Source organism: Pseudomonas luteola NBRC 103146 (assembly GCF_002091675.1).
GTDB classification, from domain to species: domain Bacteria; phylum Pseudomonadota; class Gammaproteobacteria; order Pseudomonadales; family Pseudomonadaceae; genus Chryseomonas; species Chryseomonas luteola.
The window spans coordinates 189738-206172 of sequence record NZ_BDAE01000005.1 but is presented as its reverse complement, the minus strand read 5'-3'; the positions used below and the strand labels follow the sequence as shown (position 1 = coordinate 206172).

Below are 16435 nucleotides of genomic sequence, written 5' to 3'. Positions count from 1 at the left end.
TTACCCATGACCAATCTTCGTCCCCTGTACGCTTCAGCGCTTGCTATTGCCCTGGCCGGATGTGGCGAGCCGTCCAAGCTTGGCCCAGATGCCGCCTATGGCCCCAAGCCGCAACTTCCCGAGCCCAAGACCAGCCTTATTCCCCTGGTCAACGTAGCGCCTGCCACCGGCTGGCCGGAAGGCGGTAAACCCACTGCTGCCCAGGGCCTTCAAGTCAACGCCTTTGCCACCGGCCTTGATCATCCCCGTTGGATCTATGTATTGCCCAACGGTGACGTTCTGGTCGCCGAATCGAACAAGCCCACACAAGAGCCGGCGGGCTTCAATATCCGCAAGCAGGTTCAGGGCATGATGATGAGCAAGGCCGGAGCCGGCGTGCCCAGCGCCAACCGCATCACCCTGCTGCGCGATGCTGACCACGATGGCGTGGCCGAAACCCGGACGACCTTTCTGGAGGGCCTGCACTCGCCCTTTGGCATGACCCTGGTCGGCAATGACTTCTACGTGGCCAATGCCGATGCGCTGGTGCGCTTCCCTTACAAGGAAGGCGATACGACCATTCAGGACAAGGGCACCAAGGTGGTCGACTTGCCTGCCGGCATTAACCACCACTGGACCAAGAACGTGATTGCAAGCCAGGATGGCAGCAAGCTGTACATCACGGTTGGCTCCAACAGCAACGTCGGTGAGAACGGTATGGACATCGAGGAAGGCCGTGCGGCCATCTGGGAACTGGACCGCGCCACCAGCAAAATGCGGCTGTACGGCACAGGTCTGCGTAATCCCAATGGCATGGATTGGGAGCCGCAAACCGGCAAGCTCTGGACAACAGTAAACGAGCGTGACGAGATTGGCAGTGACCTCGTACCTGACTATGCCACCTCGGTTCAGGACGGTGGTTTCTATGGCTGGCCATACAGCTATTACGGCCAGCATGTGGACGAGCGCGTCAAACCGCAGCGCCCGGACCTGGTCGCCAAAGCCATCGTGCCTGACTATGCCCTTGGCACCCACACTGCCTCGCTGGGCTTGACCTTCTCCAAGGGCGATGCCTTGCCGGAGCAGTACCGTTATGGGATGTTCATCGGCCAGCACGGCTCTTGGAACCGTAAGCCCAAGAGCGGTTACAAGGTTGTCTTTATCCCCTTCCTGGACGGCAAGCCCAACGGTGCACCCCAGGATGTACTGACCGGCTTTTTGAATCAGAAGGAAGAAGCCCAGGGCCGCCCGGTTGGGGTCATCAATGACAAGCAGGGTGATCTGCTGGTTGCGGATGATGTGGGTAACGTTATCTGGCGAGTAACCGCGGCCAAGTAAGCAGGCCACCGTGCCTGGGCTGCTCTAAGCAGCCCAGGCACTTGCCTTAATGCTTTTCTAAACGGGCAATGGCTATAAAAACCGCAGCGGCTGTCACCACACCCCATAGGGCAGGCCCCAGGATTGCAGGTGAGAAGAAACTAATGGAGGCGGAGCAGTGCGGGCATTTCATGGGCAATTCCTTATGCTAGGCGTCGATTTCACGAGCCAGCATAACGTCTTTCAAACCGGTCCCTTGTGCTATGGTCGGCACGTCTGAACAGGCTTTACCGTCACGTAGCTGAAACATGAAACGGAGCGCATTCTAAAGGCGCCCACTATCCTTTGCGTTGTCACTCAAGCGCTAATCGCTTGTTCATCAATAGAGTCGGGCTAGGGGCTTCAGGAAGACAGGAAGACAGGAAGACAGGAAGACAGGAAGACAGGGATGAAGATCATACTTATGCGATATGGACAGCCAACATTGAAACCATGTCCAGGCAAAGTCTCGCCCTCTGATATGCACCGTTGGATCAGTGATTACAACCTGTCCGAGGTCATGGATGATCCTGCTCCGCCAACAACGCGTGAGCTGACAGCTCAGGCGAAACATATCATCAGCAGCACAATGCCCAGGGCGCTGACTTCACTCGACAGGCTAGGGCTGAAACCCTTTCAAACCAATACGCTATTTAGCGAAGCGGAGCTTCCTTTCCTGCACTGGCCTGGCCCCAGGCTTTCTCCGCTTACGTGGGCGTTTGTTTTTCGAATGCTTTGGCTCTGCGGTTATTCACATGGCGCCGAGTCGTTTTCAGAAGCACGCGAGCGGGCCCAGCGAGCTGCTCAGCGACTCATCTCGCTGGCCGAAGAAGGGACGCTACTGTTGCTGGGTCATGGCATCATGAACCGCCTTATTGCCAGGCAATTACTCGTTCACGGCTGGAAGAGCGAGACGCGCCATGGGAATAAATATTGGAGCGCCTCGTTCTATATACTGCCTGCCAGGACCTTGCAGGATTAGTGTTCACTGCTGCCCTTTTGCATAAAGCGTTACAGGCGAAAGCAGTCTTGCATGAACCCCAAGAGCGGCTTGTACTTATCAGGAAGCCCCTAATGCCTCCTCTAATTGCTGCAGGTTGAAGGGCTTGGGCAGTGACATTGATTGTATATTTGCGGATACAGTCCCTTCCCCTGACATGAAAATGACTCGCAGCCCAGGTTGCTGGCGTACAGCTTCATACGCAAGATCGATTCCGGACATACCCGGCAAGTTGACGTCTGCCAGCAGGATGTCAAACTTCAATCGCCCCAAGACCTCAAGTGCTTTTTCAGCAGTTTCACAACCTTTGGCGGTGTACCCCAGCATTTCGACCATCTCACAGGTCATGGAAAGCAGGTCGGTCTGGTCGTCCAGTATCAAAACCTGCTGTGCGCCGACAGCTTTTTCGATAGGCGCAGGCACCAGAACGTTTTCATCTATCCGTACCGGCTTATGGCTGGCCAGTAGCTGTCTAATCTTGCGTGCCAGATCATGCAGCCGATAGGGTTTGCTCAACAGCTCGACACCCGGATCAAGCCGCCCTCCGTGAACGATGGCGTTCTGGGTGTAGCCTGACGTAAACAGTACGGCAATGTCAGGCAACAACTGCTTGGCCTGACGTGCAAGCTCAGGGCTGCGCAGAGGACCTGGCATTACAACATCGGTAAACAGCAGATCGATATGTAGCCCGCTCTGCAAGATGCTGAGTGCACTTTGTGCATCATTGGCGCGTAGTACCTTGTAGCCAAGCCCGCTTAGCAGGTCGATGACCGTGGCTTGAACAGCCAGATCGTCCTCAACCACCAGAATCGTTTCATCGCCGCCGATAACCGTGCCGCCAACCGCTGCAGGCGAAGCAATCTCGATCTCATGAGTTCGGGGCAGGTATAGCTTGATTGTCGTGCCACTGCCCAGCTCGCTGTAAATGCGGATATGACCACCACTCTGCTTGGCAAAGCCATACGCCATACTCAAGCCCAGTCCGGTTCCCTGGCCCTCAGGTTTGGTCGTGAAGAAAGGCTCGAAGGCATGCTCCATCACATCAGGCGACATGCCTGATCCCGTATCGGATACCGCCAGCATGACGTACTGCCCTGGCGCAACGTCAGCCTGTGACTGGGCGTAATGGTCATCCAGCATGGCATTACTGAGTTCGAGAGTAAGCCTGCCATTGCCTTGCATGGCGTCACGGGCATTAATGGCTAGATTGAGAATGACATTTTCCAGCTGATCAGGGTCGACCATGGTCGTCCACAAACCGCCCGCAATGATTGTCTCGATCTGAACGCTCTCTCCCAGGGCGCGGCGAAGCAGGTCGTCCATGCTGCGCAGCAAGCGGCTCAGATTGGTCGGAACAGGCTTTAGTGGCTGTCGACGTGCGAAGGCCAATAGCTGCGAGGATAGTTTTGCGCCACGACTAACGGCCGCTACGGCTGCATCCAGCTTGGCCATGCCGCTGCTACTGTTTCCTAATGCGGGTCTTAATAGCTCAAGATTGCCTTCGATAATCTGAAGGACGTTATTGAAGTCATGGGCAACGCCGCCGGTCAGCTTGCCGATCGCCTCAAGCTTCTGGGATTGATGCAGCGCCAGCTGGCTCCGCTCCAGTTCCCGGGTACGCTCCTCTACCAGCATCTGCAGGTTTTCCCGGGAACGTTGCAATTCCTCCTGGGCGAGCTTTTGAGCCGTAACGTCATGTCCTTGGAAGAAGATGCCGCTTATCAGCCCGTTCTCAGCAATGACCGGCTGGAAAACAAAATCGATGTAACGTGTTTCTGCCGGTGCATCCGGCACACGTTGCACATAGACCGCCATGCTACGCCCTGTGTGGGGCCGCTTGGTGGAATACACCCGATCCAGCCACTCCAAGAGGGCTTGATCCTTGAGTCGAGGAAATGCCTTCGAAGCGGGTTTGCCGATGATATCGCGATGACCAACCAGTTGATAAAAAGCCCGGTTAGCCAGTTCAACCAGATGCTGCGGGCCTTGGGTGACTATTACAAACCCCGGCGCCTGTTCGAACAGCTGTTGTAAATGCTGCCGTTCCTGTCGGATGACGCGTCCAAATTCCTCATGGGCCAGTCGCTCAGCGACCAGTGCCGAAACATCACGAATGGTTACTGATACGCCAATCAGCGTACCTGACTCATCGCGAACACCCGACAGCATTACTTCAAGAACGGCTTCGGCATCGCATACCATGCAGTGATACTCGATCACATGCATCTTTTTGCCTGCCATCACCTGCTCAACTGACTCGTCCAATACGGGTGCCCAAAATGGCAGAGCTCGGATATTACGGCCTACCGTCTCGTCGGCACTTAGACCAAACAGCTCTTCAGCACCTGCGCTCCAATACAGTACATCCAGCCGCACATCGACACCGATGATGGCTTCCTGCGCCGCATTGATGAAATTAGCCAGGTAATAATCAGCAGCTCGCAGGCGACGATACTCATGATCGTCTACGGATCGCGTAGCACTTAAGCTGGCATTGGCCTGGTCCAGAGTAGTACGCAGCTTGATCCGACGCCGCGCCCGACTGGCGGCCTGGGCGGCCTGAAGGGCAAGCGTCCCTGGAACCAGCTCGGCAATGGACCAGTGTGATCCCAGCATGGGTGCCAGCCCCAGGTTTTTCCTAAACGCATCACCTTGTTCAGGTGCACGAACAAAAATCAGCTCGCACTGAGACCAGACGGCTCTCACTGCCTTGGCCACTGCAGCCGGTTTAATGAGCGACGGCATAAGAATGACAACAGCAGGCTCATCGCTTGCGATAAGCCCGTTTGAAACGTCTGTATCCAGGCAGTAACGAACGTCTAATGCCTGCGATTGGAGCGCCGCGCCAAGCATGAACAACTCATTACCAGCACGGGGTTCGTCTGGCGCAATGATGACAGCGGTCTGAAATATCACAACAGGTACTCAAAGCAAGGGAAGACCGAGCAGACTTCTGCCCGTCCATAATTTCAAAAGATCCGTCGTGGGTGACATGACATGGCTGGCGCGGGCATCACGGAGCATCTGAGACACTCGGCTGTTCTCCCGATAAGCCGCGCCGCCGCAGATGGTCATCGCTTCGTTAGCCAGCATAACAGCGGTATCACCTGCATCCGCCTTGCAGGCCAGGATGAAAGGCAGGGCATTCGGGTCTCCCAGATCGCCTAATCGGGCCGCCTCGCGAACCAGTGATCGAGTCTTTTCCAAAGCAATCCACATGCTGCCATAGCGACTCTGCAAGGTTTCGATATCACGCAGCGTTTCACCTGAATGCGCATAACTGCGCGTACGCAAGTGCTCACCGGCCGCATCCAACGCGGATTGAGCGATACCCAGATAGGTACCCGCCATGGCCATCAGAAAAAACGGGGCAACCACTTCGAAGACGTACCACACCTGATCACCTGGCTCACCCAGAAGATTTTTGGCAGGCATACGCACGTTGTTCAACCCTAACGCTCGAGAAGAATTGCCACGCATTCCAAAACCGTTCCAAGGCTCCTGCCACTCCAGGCCTTGCGCAGTGCTGTCCACGATCAAACAGCTGAAATCGCCTTCCTCGTTATCTTCCTCGCTTGCCACTGTAGAAACTACGTACGAATCAGCATGACCACCATTGGTGACAAACTGCTTAATGCCATTCACAACAAACTCATCGCCAACCGTGGCGATCTGAGTTGCAGGCAGATAAAAATGAGCGCCTGAGCCACTTTCAGAAAGCGCTAAGGTTGTAAGGTGACGACCGGCAGCAATCGCCTCCAGATAATGCTCTTTCTGATATGAAGTGGCTTTGGCCGCAATGACAGCGGTCCCGACACAGTGCATACCAAAACAAAGCGCAGAAGAAGGACACGCCTTACCAATGGTTTCGGTAATCACGCTTAAGGCCAGGAGCCCCTGACCGTGGCCACCCTGGGCCACAGGAACCTGGAGGCCCATGAGGCCTGCTTCGGACAAGGTCTCTATCGAATGAGCAGGCCATAAGCAATTCTGGTCCACCTGACTCGCAAGCGGAGCAATAGCCTGATCAACAACCTCTTCAACGGTTGATTTCAGTGCGGTGAGCTTAGACGACAAATGATAATCCATCGCTTGTATCACCTTTAAAAGAGACAAGTAGCCATCATGCCTGAATTCAAGCCTCAGCGATCACTACTTCATACTGAGTAATAAGTGATGGGATAGTGCCCCAGTGGCTACCCTGACCACCTTTTATGCTTGAAAACAGACGCTTCGTTATCCATTTCGTCGAAACGACGAAAAAGCCCCTTCATAAAAGACGCTTTGCGCCTTATGCCCAACAGTACGCCTCCCTAAGCTGATGCCATCTCCACACAACAACAAGGAATGGTCATGAACATCACACTTCTCGGGGCTGGCCATATTGGCTACACCATCAGTCAACTGCTGCAGGACTCCGGGGATTACCGGGTGATTGTGGCTGACCGTGATCCCAACGCCCTGGCGCGACTGGCCGCGCTGGGCATCGAGACACGGGAAGTGAGCCCGGACGGCAATGACCTGGAGCAGGTACTTGAAGGCAGCGACGCGGTACTCAACGCCCTGCCCTACCACATGGCCATTCCGGTAGCCCGAGCCGCCAAGACCACAGGCACCCATTATTTTGACCTGACCGAAGACGTCCATGCTACCAAGACGATCCGTGATCTGGCAGAGGACTCATCCACGGCCTTCATGCCGCAGTGTGGCCTGGCTCCTGGCTTTATCGGCATTGCAGCGCATACCCTGGCGTCGCGCTTCGACAGCGTGCGCGAGGTGAAGATGCGCGTAGGTGCATTGCCCGAGTTTCCCACCAACTCACTCAAGTACAACCTGACCTGGAGCGTGGACGGGCTGATCAACGAATACTGCCACCCCTGTGAGGCGGTTCGTCACGGCACGCTGAATCTTGTGCAGCCACTGGAAGGCTTGGAGCATTTCTCGCTGGACGGCGTGGAATACGAGGCCTTCAACACCTCAGGCGGCCTGGGCACCTTATGTGAAACCTGGAGTGGTCGCGTCGAAACCCTGGATTACAAAACCGTCCGCTACCCAGGGCATCGTGACCTGATGAAGTTCCTGCTCGAAGAGCTGCGTCTGGCAGGCGATCAGGAAACGCTCAAGCGCATCATGCGCGACTCGGTGCCTACGACGATGCAGGACGTAGTACTGGTCTTCGTGACCGTGAACGGCATGCGTGATGGCAAGCTGGTGCAGGAGGTGTTCAGCCGCAAGATCTTTGCGGCCGAACAGCGAGGCAAGCTGACCAGTGCCATTCAGATCACCACAGCGGCCGGTATCTGTACCGCACTGGATCTGTTCCGTGAGAAGAAACTGCCGCAGTCAGGCTTTATCCGCCAGGAAGAGATTGATCTGAACGTCTTTCTGAACAACCGGTTCGGCCGCGTTTACGGCGAACCGGCATAAGGCTACGCGTCGTGAGCCGTCAGCTACCGGGACGGCTCACTGCGGCGGTCAATCTTGCGGGTCAGGATGATCGATGTCTGGGTTTGCTTGACCCCATCGATGGCGCCGATTCGATCAAGCAATTCATCGAGCTGCTCATGCCGCTCGCAGCAGATGAACGCAAGATAATCGAACGCACCGCTTACTGCTGATACCTCTTCTACTTCCGGCATCGACGCCAGAGCCTTGATCACCTGCGCTGCGCTTCTTGGCAACACGCTAATACTGCAATAAGCCCTGACTGCGCCCGCCTCCACCGAAGCACCCAGACGTACGCCATAGCCTGCGATTACACCCTCGCGCTCTAGCCGGCCCAGCCGTGAAACCACTGTCGTCCTCGCCAGATTGAGCTTGCGGGCCAGCGTGGCCGTAGACTCGCGGGCGTTGGCCTGAAGCAGACGGATCAGTTGCCAATCGGTAGCATCGACTTTCGGATACATGAAGAACACGCGCCAGGGTTCGGAAATGCGGAGCCTAGGAGGCTCTGCAGCCAGCGTCAATGCCCGGCTCCGCTTAACCCCGGTCTTATACTCTGCGCCTCTTCGCGACCCGGCCACCGAATGGTTATCAGCGGCTCGCCCAGCAATAGACGATCACCCAGATGCTCAGGCCGGTGCCAGGTAGAACCACATCACTACGCGAGCCGCCGCTACCAGCGCCGCGCTGCCGCCAGAGCACCGGCAAGACAACCAGCTCATTCCCCACAGGGACCGCCAATGATTAAAACGGCTTCGGGTGCAAACGGCTTAGTCATCCTCTTAGCTCTTGGCGACAATGACCGGGATGCCCATGACCTCAGGCACATCCTAGTCGACTTACCACGCAGGGGCACAAGCAAGGCTGGTGCCAGAAAGGTGAAAAATACCGTAAAGGAGGGATGCAGACATGCGCCAGGGGTAGGCAACACCGCACCAGATACATGCAGCTATGCATTTAAAAAATGGCAGCCTTCCTTGGCTACCCAACGTCCGGACTGAGCGCAGGTAAGAGGTGGAGCTCTCTACCTGCGCTCGTTAAGCGCGCCGGATCACGCGGTACGGCTTACGCCGAGAGAAATGACCTTGGTGGGCTTGTTGCAGTAATAGATACCCAGCAGAACCAGACCGCCGCCTACCACCATCAATGGAGTGAGCTGCTCGCCCAGAATCACCACGCCCATCAGGACAGCAGACACCGGATTCAGGGCGATGAAGACACCCGACTGGGTAGCCCCGATCCGCTTGATGCCGTCGTAGTACCAGATATACGCCAATGCCGAGCCAATCACGCCCAGATAAGCCAGGCTGAAGCACTGAGCCTTGGTCAGGCTGGCAACAACGCCCCAGTTCAGATCACCCGTGCCGATCGACACACATAGCAGCAGTACCGTCCCGCACAGCACCGAGAAGGTCACGGTATGCAGCGGGCCGATCTCGCGAACCAGAGGCCGCGAAAACACGCTGTAGATCACCCAGCTGACCACACAGCCAAAGATCACAAGATTACCCAACCTGCTACCGCCTGCGGCTTCAAGCACCGAGGCGTCTTTGCTGACGATGACCGTTGCGGCGCCCAGGATGCAGGCCGCAATGCCACCGGTCTTGACCAGCCCCAGCCGCTCGCGATCAACAAAGAAGGTCGTCAACGCAATCATGGCTGGATTCAGTGCCACAATCAGTGAGGCCTGTGAGGCGCTGATCAGGTGCAACCCGTAAAAAAAGCACAGGTTGTACGTGAAGATGCCAAAGAACCCGAGCCAGAAAAGATGAATCACCTGTTTCACGCTGAGCCTGACAAACAGGCGTCGGGTGACTGCCAGCACAAGCACCAGGGTGAGGCTGGCCAGCAGAAAGCGCAGGCCGGCAGATGCCAGCGGCGGCACCCCGGCCGACAGGTAACGCCCGGCCACGAAGGTTCCACCCCAGATCACCGAGACCGCCGTCAGTTTCATGTACACCAGGAGCTTGTCATCTGGCTGCGCCAGGGCTGTTGCGTCCGACATTCAAATCACCTTTGCCTACATCAACATCAATCGCTCAAGCTCGGCTTGAGACTGTACGTGGGCCTTGCAGAAGTTCAGGGTCAGGTCGAGCAGCTCCCGTTGCGCACGACTGCCGCCCAGGCTCGTCCATTGATGTCGACTGGCGGTAAGAAGGTAATAACACTCCTCGTAGTGGCCTCGGGCGAACAGGGCAATGGCCCTAATGATGTCCAGTCCGGCGAGATGCGCATCAGGCTCGATACCAAAGCCGTCACTCTCGGCCATCATTTTCTCGATAAGCAGAGGCTGGTTGGCTCCGGCAAAAGCAAAGGCCGCGTGCATATTGTGAAAATGAGAGGTCGAGGTGGCGATGCTGCCAGACCAGAGAATGGCCAGCTCCTTCCAGACCTCATCAAATTCATGACTGTTGACATCCTCAAGCTTGAAGCGCCAGAGAAAGCCCACCGCATCCAGGTCCTGCTTGGAAAAGCGGTCGTTCTTGAGTGCATAGAACTCCAGGAACGCCATCTTTGCCGCCGCGTGATTGCCCAGCTGCTTGTAGGTAATTGCAAGATGCCAGTACACGTGCATACGCATACCCGGGTTGCGAATCCACTCTTCCTTGGAGTCTTCCAGGAAGTCCCGCAGCTCCACCCACATACCCTTTTCGTGCAAGGCATGGGCAACGGCGTGGATGCCGTAAATATTCGCGGAGCAGTACCGCACGGACTCCAGCCCCGTCGCCAGAGACTCATCGAATAGCCCGCACTCGCACAGCACGAATGACTTGATCGACAGGTAGAACGAGTACAGCGGATGCGATTCCTCCATGTACTCGTCACACAAGGCAAACAGCGGCTTCAACTCGGCGGTTCGGCCGGTGCAGAAGTCCAGCATGTGAATAAAGAAGAGCGCCTGCACATCCGTGGGATACGCGTGAAGGTGCGCCTGAAAGAGCGAGCGTGCCCCAACGTAGTCGAATTCGACCCATTTGCGGAAGGCACGCACCACATTAACCAGCTCGGCAGGCATATCCTCCGAGATCGCATTGAGGTAACGGGCAAACTTGTAGATGTCCTTGAGTTCGCAACCGGTAATGGCATCAAAGCCTTTGAGCAGCGAACGAAAGATGGCCTGGGTAGGCTCTTGGGCAATGACCGCCTCGGGCACGCCTTTGAGCGACAGGAACGGCACGTTGATTTCGGGCCATATGGACGAACAGCCGTCGGTTAGCAGACAGCCATTGAAACACCTGACATTAGCACTCATACCCGCCCCTCTATATCCCTATGCCGAGTAAGAAAAAGCTCTGGATAGCGTTAACCGGATAGCACCTGCTGTTGCGCTCTTATCGTGCGTGGTGTCGGCTGCCGGTGCGTTACAGGGCAAGCCGTCGTTCTATCCAAAGCGCCTATAACCCCCATCAGGCAGTGCGCAGGACGTGTTGTCGTTGTGGGTAAGTCCTGAACGATGCGTATAATTCCACTAATCCTTACTCATAGAAAAATGAGTATTTACTCATGAGGTCAGCGAGGCGCCATGACCTTTACCCAGCTTGAAATCTTTGTGCTTGTGGCAGAGCTGAAAGGCTTCACTTCGGCAGCTTCGCGGCTGTCCATCACTCAGTCGGCGGTGTCCCATGCGATCAAGGCGCTGGAGGCCGAGCTGGGTGTCGAGCTGATCAACCGGCACCAGTCGGCCCTGGAGCTGACTGCAGTAGGTGAGCGCCTCGTACTACGTGCCCGTGGCATTCTCGGGCTGGCCGAAACGATGCGGCAGGAGGCTGGCGATGCGCGCGGCATGAAGCGAGGCACGCTGCGCATCGGCTCCTTCGGCCCGACCTCTTCGGTCAAACTGCTGCCTGTCATTCTGGATGCCTATCGCCAGGCCTATCCGGGCATTGAGGTGCATATCGACGAAGGTCGGGACCGGGAAGTGGTCCAGTGGCTGCAGGATCGTCGTATCGACATCGGCTTTGTCGTCCTGCCCGATGAGCGCTTCGATACCTTCCCCATCGCCGAAGATCAGATGGTCGCCCTGGTGCCTACTCACCACGCACTGGCCAGCAAAGCTGACGTCACGCTCAAGGAGCTTTGTCCCGATCCGTTCATCATGACCGAGGCCGGGTCGGCACACCTGGTAGCGCACATGTTCAATGCCGCCAAGCTGGTGCCCAATACCCGCTACCACAGCACCCAGCTGCTCAGCACCTTGTCCATGGTCGAACGGGGCGATGGCGTTACCATTCTGGCGGAGCTGGCGCTGCCGGCGGAACGCGGCCACGAGGGCTACGTGAAAAAGCCCCTGCGACCACGGGTCAAGCGCAGTGTCGGATTGGCCCTGCTCGATGAGCGTCAGGCGTCGCCCGCCACTCAGGCCTTTATCAAGATTGCCCAGAAACTCAAGCGCCAGGGCCTGCTTCGGTTTAATGCAGACGCCTGAACTGCCCTACAGGCATGCTCAACTGTCTGTAGGCGCCTGATACAACCGCGCAGCGAATCACCATCACATTTTCGCGGCCCACCCTGAACCAAATGACATTTGGCGCCTCTGTTTGAGCCACTTACTTAACCGGCCCAGCCCAAAGGCGCTGGGATGCACAGTGACGCTCCGTGCACTGTGTCAAAATAGCTCATACCTCAGGATTGGAAGACCGTCATGGATACACTTTCGGATTTGCGAGCTGGCAAGCTGGCTGGCGCGACACGACTGGACCTGTCGTGCGGACTCACGGAATTTCCCCGCGAGATCTTCGAACTGGCCGACTCCCTGGAGATTCTCAACCTCTCCGGCAACCAGCTCAGCCACTTGCCGGATGACCTGGGACGGTTCAAGAAACTGCGTATCCTGTTCTGCTCCGACAACCCGTTCACGCATCTGCCCGAAGTGCTGAGTGAATGCCCTCAGCTGAGCATGGTGGGCTTCAAGGCCAATCAGATCCGCCATGTGCCGGCAGCAGCGCTGTCACCTTCGCTACGCTGGCTGATTCTGACGAATAACCAGATCGAAACCCTGCCCGACTCATTGGGTCAGTGCAGCGGCATGCAAAAGCTTATGCTGGCAGGCAATCGCCTGCAGGCGCTTCCAGCAACCATGACCGACTGTCATAAGCTGGAACTGCTGCGCATCTCTTCCAACCGCTTTGCCGCCCTGCCGGACTGGCTGTTGTCGCTGCCGCGGCTGACCTGGCTTGCCTACGCCGACAATCCTCTGAGCGAGGCACGCGAAGCGGCCAACGTTTCTCCCAGCGCCCCCATCAACCGGATCGACTGGAAGGACCTTGCACTCCAGCACAAGCTGGGCGAAGGCGCCTCGGGCCTCATCTACCAGGCGGATTGGAAACAGCCTTCCGGCCCCTCAAAGACCGTGGCGGTCAAGCTGTTCAAGGGCAGCATGACCAGCGACGGTACACCGCAAAGCGAAATGGCTGCCTCGATTGCTGTAGGTGGTCACCCGAACGTGATCGACGTAGAGGGCAAGCTAGTCAACCATCCTGATGGTACGGATGGCCTCGTTATGCAATTGATTGATCCACACTTCCAGAACCTGGCCAGCCCGCCCAGCTTTGCTACCTGCACCCGTGACGTTTACCCTGCCGAGACACGCCTCTCACTGCGGGTAGCACTGCGTATGGCCCAAGGCATTGCCTCGGCCACCGAGCACCTGCATGAGCACGGTATCGTGCATGGCGACCTGTACGCTCACAATATCCTGTGGACTGAACAGGGCGAGGTGCTGCTAAGTGATTTTGGCGGCGCGTCCTTCCTACCCACCGATAATCCGACGCAACAGAAGGCTTTGGAACGCCTTGAAACCCGCGCGTTTGGTTGCCTGCTGGAGGAGCTGTTGGAACGCTGTGAGCCTGCCGCGGGCGAAGAAGCGACCCATGCGGCGCTGTCTGACCTGCTCGCGAGTTGCCTGAGCACAGAAGTAATGTCCCGTCCAAGCCTAAGCGAGGTTCACGCGCAGCTGGCAGCACTCCAACAGCACCTGAATTAAGCAGAGAAAAGCCCTTCCCCGGTCAGGCAGGAAGGGCTTTGTACACCGGTTGGCCTTTACAGCCGGAACTGCTGCGCCAATCCATTAAGCGATACCGCCAGTTGCGACAAGTCATTCGAAGCAGCTGCCGTTTGATGGGCGCCAGAGCCTGTCTGCATGGACAGATCGCGAATGCTGACCAGGCTGCGGTCCACTTCCCGCGCCACCTGTGCCTGCTCTTCAGAAGCCGTGGCGATCAGGAGGTTGCGCTCGTTGATCTCGGCAATGGAGCTGTTGATCGTGGTCAGCGCCTCGCCTGCCGCTCGGGCAATGTCCAGGGTTCCGTGAGCGCGGCTGCTGCTCTGGGCCATGGACTGCACGGCTTTGTCTGTACCCGCCTGAATCGAGCCGATCATGCTCTCGATTTCACGGGTAGACTCCTGCGTCCGATGGGCCAAACCACGCACCTCATCGGCCACCACCGCAAACCCACGCCCGGCATCACCCGCACGCGCCGCCTCGATGGCAGCATTGAGTGCCAGCAGGTTGGTCTGCTCTGCCACTCCGCGGATCACGTCCAGCACCTTGCTGATATCCTGTGTCATGACGGCCAGACCCTGAACCTCTCCAGCCGTCGCTTCCACGCTGTCGTACAGCTCGTTGATGGCCTCAAGCGTTTGGGACACTTTCAGTTGCCCGGTCGTGGCCGCCTGGCTGGAACTCAACGCCGCCTCGGACGCTGACGCCGCGTTGCGAGCGACCTCATCTACCGCGGCGCTCATCTGGTTGACCGCCGTAGCCGCCTGCTCGATTTCATCATTCTGGCGCATCACGCCACGGGTCGTTTCCTCAGTAACCGCGGACATCTCCTCGGAAGTTGATGCCAGCTGAGCGGACGAATCACTGATATGACCCAGTGTTTCACGCAGGTTCGACTGCATCACGGCCAATGCCTTGAGCAGACGGGCCGGTTCATCGTTACCATGGCTCTCAATCGCGACACTGAAATCCCGGTTGGCAATGCGCTGAGCAACCTGCAGGGACTGATGAATCGGTGCGACCAGGCTGTGCGTGAGTCGCCAGGCGAGCAGTACGGTAGCCAGCAACGCGGCCACTACGATGATGCCCGTCATCATCCGGGTGCTGCCATATACCTCATCGGCATGCAGCCCTGCATTGCTGGCCTTTACATCAGCTTCCTGTTTGAGCGTGGTGATAGCGTTCTTGACCGCCTCAGCGGCGGCAAACATCTCCCCGCTGGAAAGCGCCACAGCCTCCGTCAGCTTGCCGTTGGTCAAAAGATCCAGATAGCGCTGATGGATACTGAGGTAATCGTTCAGGCCTTTGGAGAGCGCATTGAACGTGTCATGGCCTGCCTTGGTCACGATCACCTTACCGAGTTGATCGACGTAACCCAGCAGCTCTGTACGGGCGATCTGGATATCCTTCAGGGCATCAGCCTTCTTGGATGCAGGATCGCTTTCCACACGCAGCCGAGAGTTATCCAGACGAATGCGCATCAGGGTCGTATCGATCTGGCCGAGCACCTTGAGCGTTGGCAGGACATTGAGTTCGACCATTTTTTCCGCTTCATTCATCGAAGCGGATTGCTTGAGTGAATAGACGCCTTGAAAGAGGATAAGCAAGGCAAAGAGCGCAAAACAGATCGCGGAGCGCGGCGCGATATTCAATGAACGAAAGCCCATAAAGCACCTGAAATAGATTGTTACTATTGGGCTTATCGCTGCATTGACGGGCAACTTTAATTACCCGGCTAGCCATTAGTCGGACAATCAACTACCACTTGAAACCAAACAATCTGCGAGGTGTGTCCCAGAGCACTTGCCGCCTTGCACCCGGACTTGGGATCAGATTCTCGATCAGCTTGAGGAGCAGTCCGTAGTCGATTCGCTCCGGTGAATTCAGAAAAGGCCAGTCCGACCCCCACAGGCAGGCCTCGGGGCCGAAGGTTTCGAGAAGCGCCTGGACGTAGGAATGGGTATCAACGTAGGGATAGGCCTCGGCGGAAAACTGCGAAAGCCCTGATAGCTTGACGTACACACGCCCAGTTCCTGCCAGCGACAGCAGGCTCTGGAATCCGGGTTGCGCGATGCCTGCCGTCACATCAGGTCTGCCACAATGATCAATGATGAGCCGGGTGCGGGTGCGCTCGATCAATGGCATCAGTTCGCTTAGCTGCGCCTTTTCGACGTGCAGCTGGGCCAGCATATCCAGCTCAGCCAACTGATTGAATAGCTCTTCCGCTTTCAGGCAGGCCGACACACCATTCGTGACCACATCGAGCAGGACGCCTGCTACACCGGCCTCCTTGAGCCGCTTGAGCTCTCGGGTACTCGTGCGAGGCCCGACTACGGCAATGCCCTTCCAGCGACCAAATCCCAGGGCAAGCCCATCGAGCAGGCAGCGGTTGTTCTCGCCATAAATGGCCGGTGGCGTGACTACAACGGCGTGACGTACGCCATAGGCATTGAAGACATGCTGGAGCTGCGTCGAGGTCCCTACCTCCTGAGCGACGGGGGTATACACAGCATTATCGGCAATGGGAAAACGGGCGGGTTCTAGCAGGTGGGTATGGCAGTCGATCTTATACTCGCCGTAAATGCTCACTGCGGCTCCTTTTCGGTGGCGTGGCGTGCGGTCTGATAAGTCAGGAGTGGAGGCAGGATAGTCTACCG

The 16435-nt window shown here is 57.1% G+C and carries 13 protein-coding genes; 5 read left to right on the top strand and 8 right to left on the bottom strand.

Annotated features, from left to right (window positions below):
• The first annotated feature begins 6 nt into the window (after positions 1–6).
• A complete protein-coding gene (locus PLU01S_RS08970) occupies positions 7–1317 on the top strand; it encodes a PQQ-dependent sugar dehydrogenase (protein ID WP_074826981.1) in 1311 nt (436 codons plus the stop codon).
• Between the two features lie 427 nt (positions 1318–1744).
• Positions 1745–2317: a histidine phosphatase family protein gene (locus tag PLU01S_RS08965; RefSeq protein ID WP_233432188.1), complete on the top strand. Its 573-nt coding sequence runs from the start codon at positions 1745–1747 to the stop codon at positions 2315–2317.
• Between the two features lie 78 nt (positions 2318–2395).
• On the opposite strand, the gene PLU01S_RS08960 is transcribed toward PLU01S_RS08965, so the two are convergent.
• Entirely contained in the window at positions 2396–5251 is a 2856-nt protein-coding gene (locus PLU01S_RS08960) for a response regulator (protein ID WP_074826984.1), read from the bottom strand.
• A 9-nt stretch (positions 5252–5260) separates the two neighbouring features.
• A complete protein-coding gene (locus tag PLU01S_RS08955) occupies positions 5261–6424 on the bottom strand; it encodes an acyl-CoA dehydrogenase family protein (protein WP_074826987.1) in 1164 nt (387 codons plus the stop codon).
• 264 nt (positions 6425–6688) lie between these two features.
• Here PLU01S_RS08955 and PLU01S_RS08950 point away from each other — a divergent pair, with 264 nt between their 5' ends.
• Positions 6689–7762, top strand: coding sequence for a saccharopine dehydrogenase family protein (locus tag PLU01S_RS08950; RefSeq protein WP_074826989.1), 1074 nt, complete (start codon positions 6689–6691; stop codon positions 7760–7762).
• A 23-nt stretch (positions 7763–7785) separates the two neighbouring features.
• Here PLU01S_RS08950 and PLU01S_RS08945 read toward each other — a convergent pair whose 3' ends face one another.
• The 4 genes from PLU01S_RS08945 to PLU01S_RS08935 form a co-directional block, all read right to left on the bottom strand.
• Positions 7786–8241, bottom strand: coding sequence for an Lrp/AsnC family transcriptional regulator (locus tag PLU01S_RS08945; RefSeq protein ID WP_074827263.1), 456 nt, complete (start codon positions 8239–8241; stop codon positions 7786–7788).
• Between the two features lie 127 nt (positions 8242–8368).
• Entirely contained in the window at positions 8369–8506 is a 138-nt protein-coding gene (locus PLU01S_RS25670; RefSeq protein WP_169715106.1) for a hypothetical protein, read from the bottom strand.
• 322 nt (positions 8507–8828) lie between these two features.
• Entirely contained in the window at positions 8829–9782 is a 954-nt protein-coding gene (locus PLU01S_RS08940; protein WP_074826993.1) for a DMT family transporter, read from the bottom strand.
• Positions 9783–9797: 15 nt separating this feature from the next.
• A complete protein-coding gene (locus PLU01S_RS08935) occupies positions 9798–11030 on the bottom strand; it encodes a tetratricopeptide repeat protein (protein WP_010796054.1) in 1233 nt (410 codons plus the stop codon).
• Between the two features lie 270 nt (positions 11031–11300).
• Between PLU01S_RS08935 and PLU01S_RS08930 the strand changes: the two genes are divergently transcribed.
• Together PLU01S_RS08930 and PLU01S_RS08925 are read left to right on the top strand one after the other, a co-directional pair.
• Positions 11301–12203: a LysR family transcriptional regulator gene (locus PLU01S_RS08930; RefSeq protein WP_074826996.1), complete on the top strand. Its 903-nt coding sequence runs from the start codon at positions 11301–11303 to the stop codon at positions 12201–12203.
• A gap of 216 nt (positions 12204–12419) precedes the next feature.
• Complete coding sequence (locus PLU01S_RS08925; protein ID WP_074826998.1) at positions 12420–13760, top strand: leucine-rich repeat-containing protein kinase family protein; 1341 nt, start codon at positions 12420–12422, stop codon at positions 13758–13760.
• 56 nt (positions 13761–13816) lie between these two features.
• On the opposite strand, the gene PLU01S_RS08920 is transcribed toward PLU01S_RS08925, so the two are convergent.
• The gene (locus PLU01S_RS08920; protein WP_074827002.1) at positions 13817–15445 is read right to left on the bottom strand and encodes a methyl-accepting chemotaxis protein; all 1629 of its coding nucleotides are present in this window, start codon (positions 15443–15445) and stop codon (positions 13817–13819) included.
• Positions 15446–15536: 91 nt separating this feature from the next.
• Positions 15537–16367, bottom strand: a complete 831-nt coding sequence (locus tag PLU01S_RS08915) for an amidohydrolase family protein (RefSeq protein ID WP_074827006.1) — start codon at positions 16365–16367, stop codon at positions 15537–15539.
• Between the last annotated feature and the right edge of the window lie 68 nt (positions 16368–16435).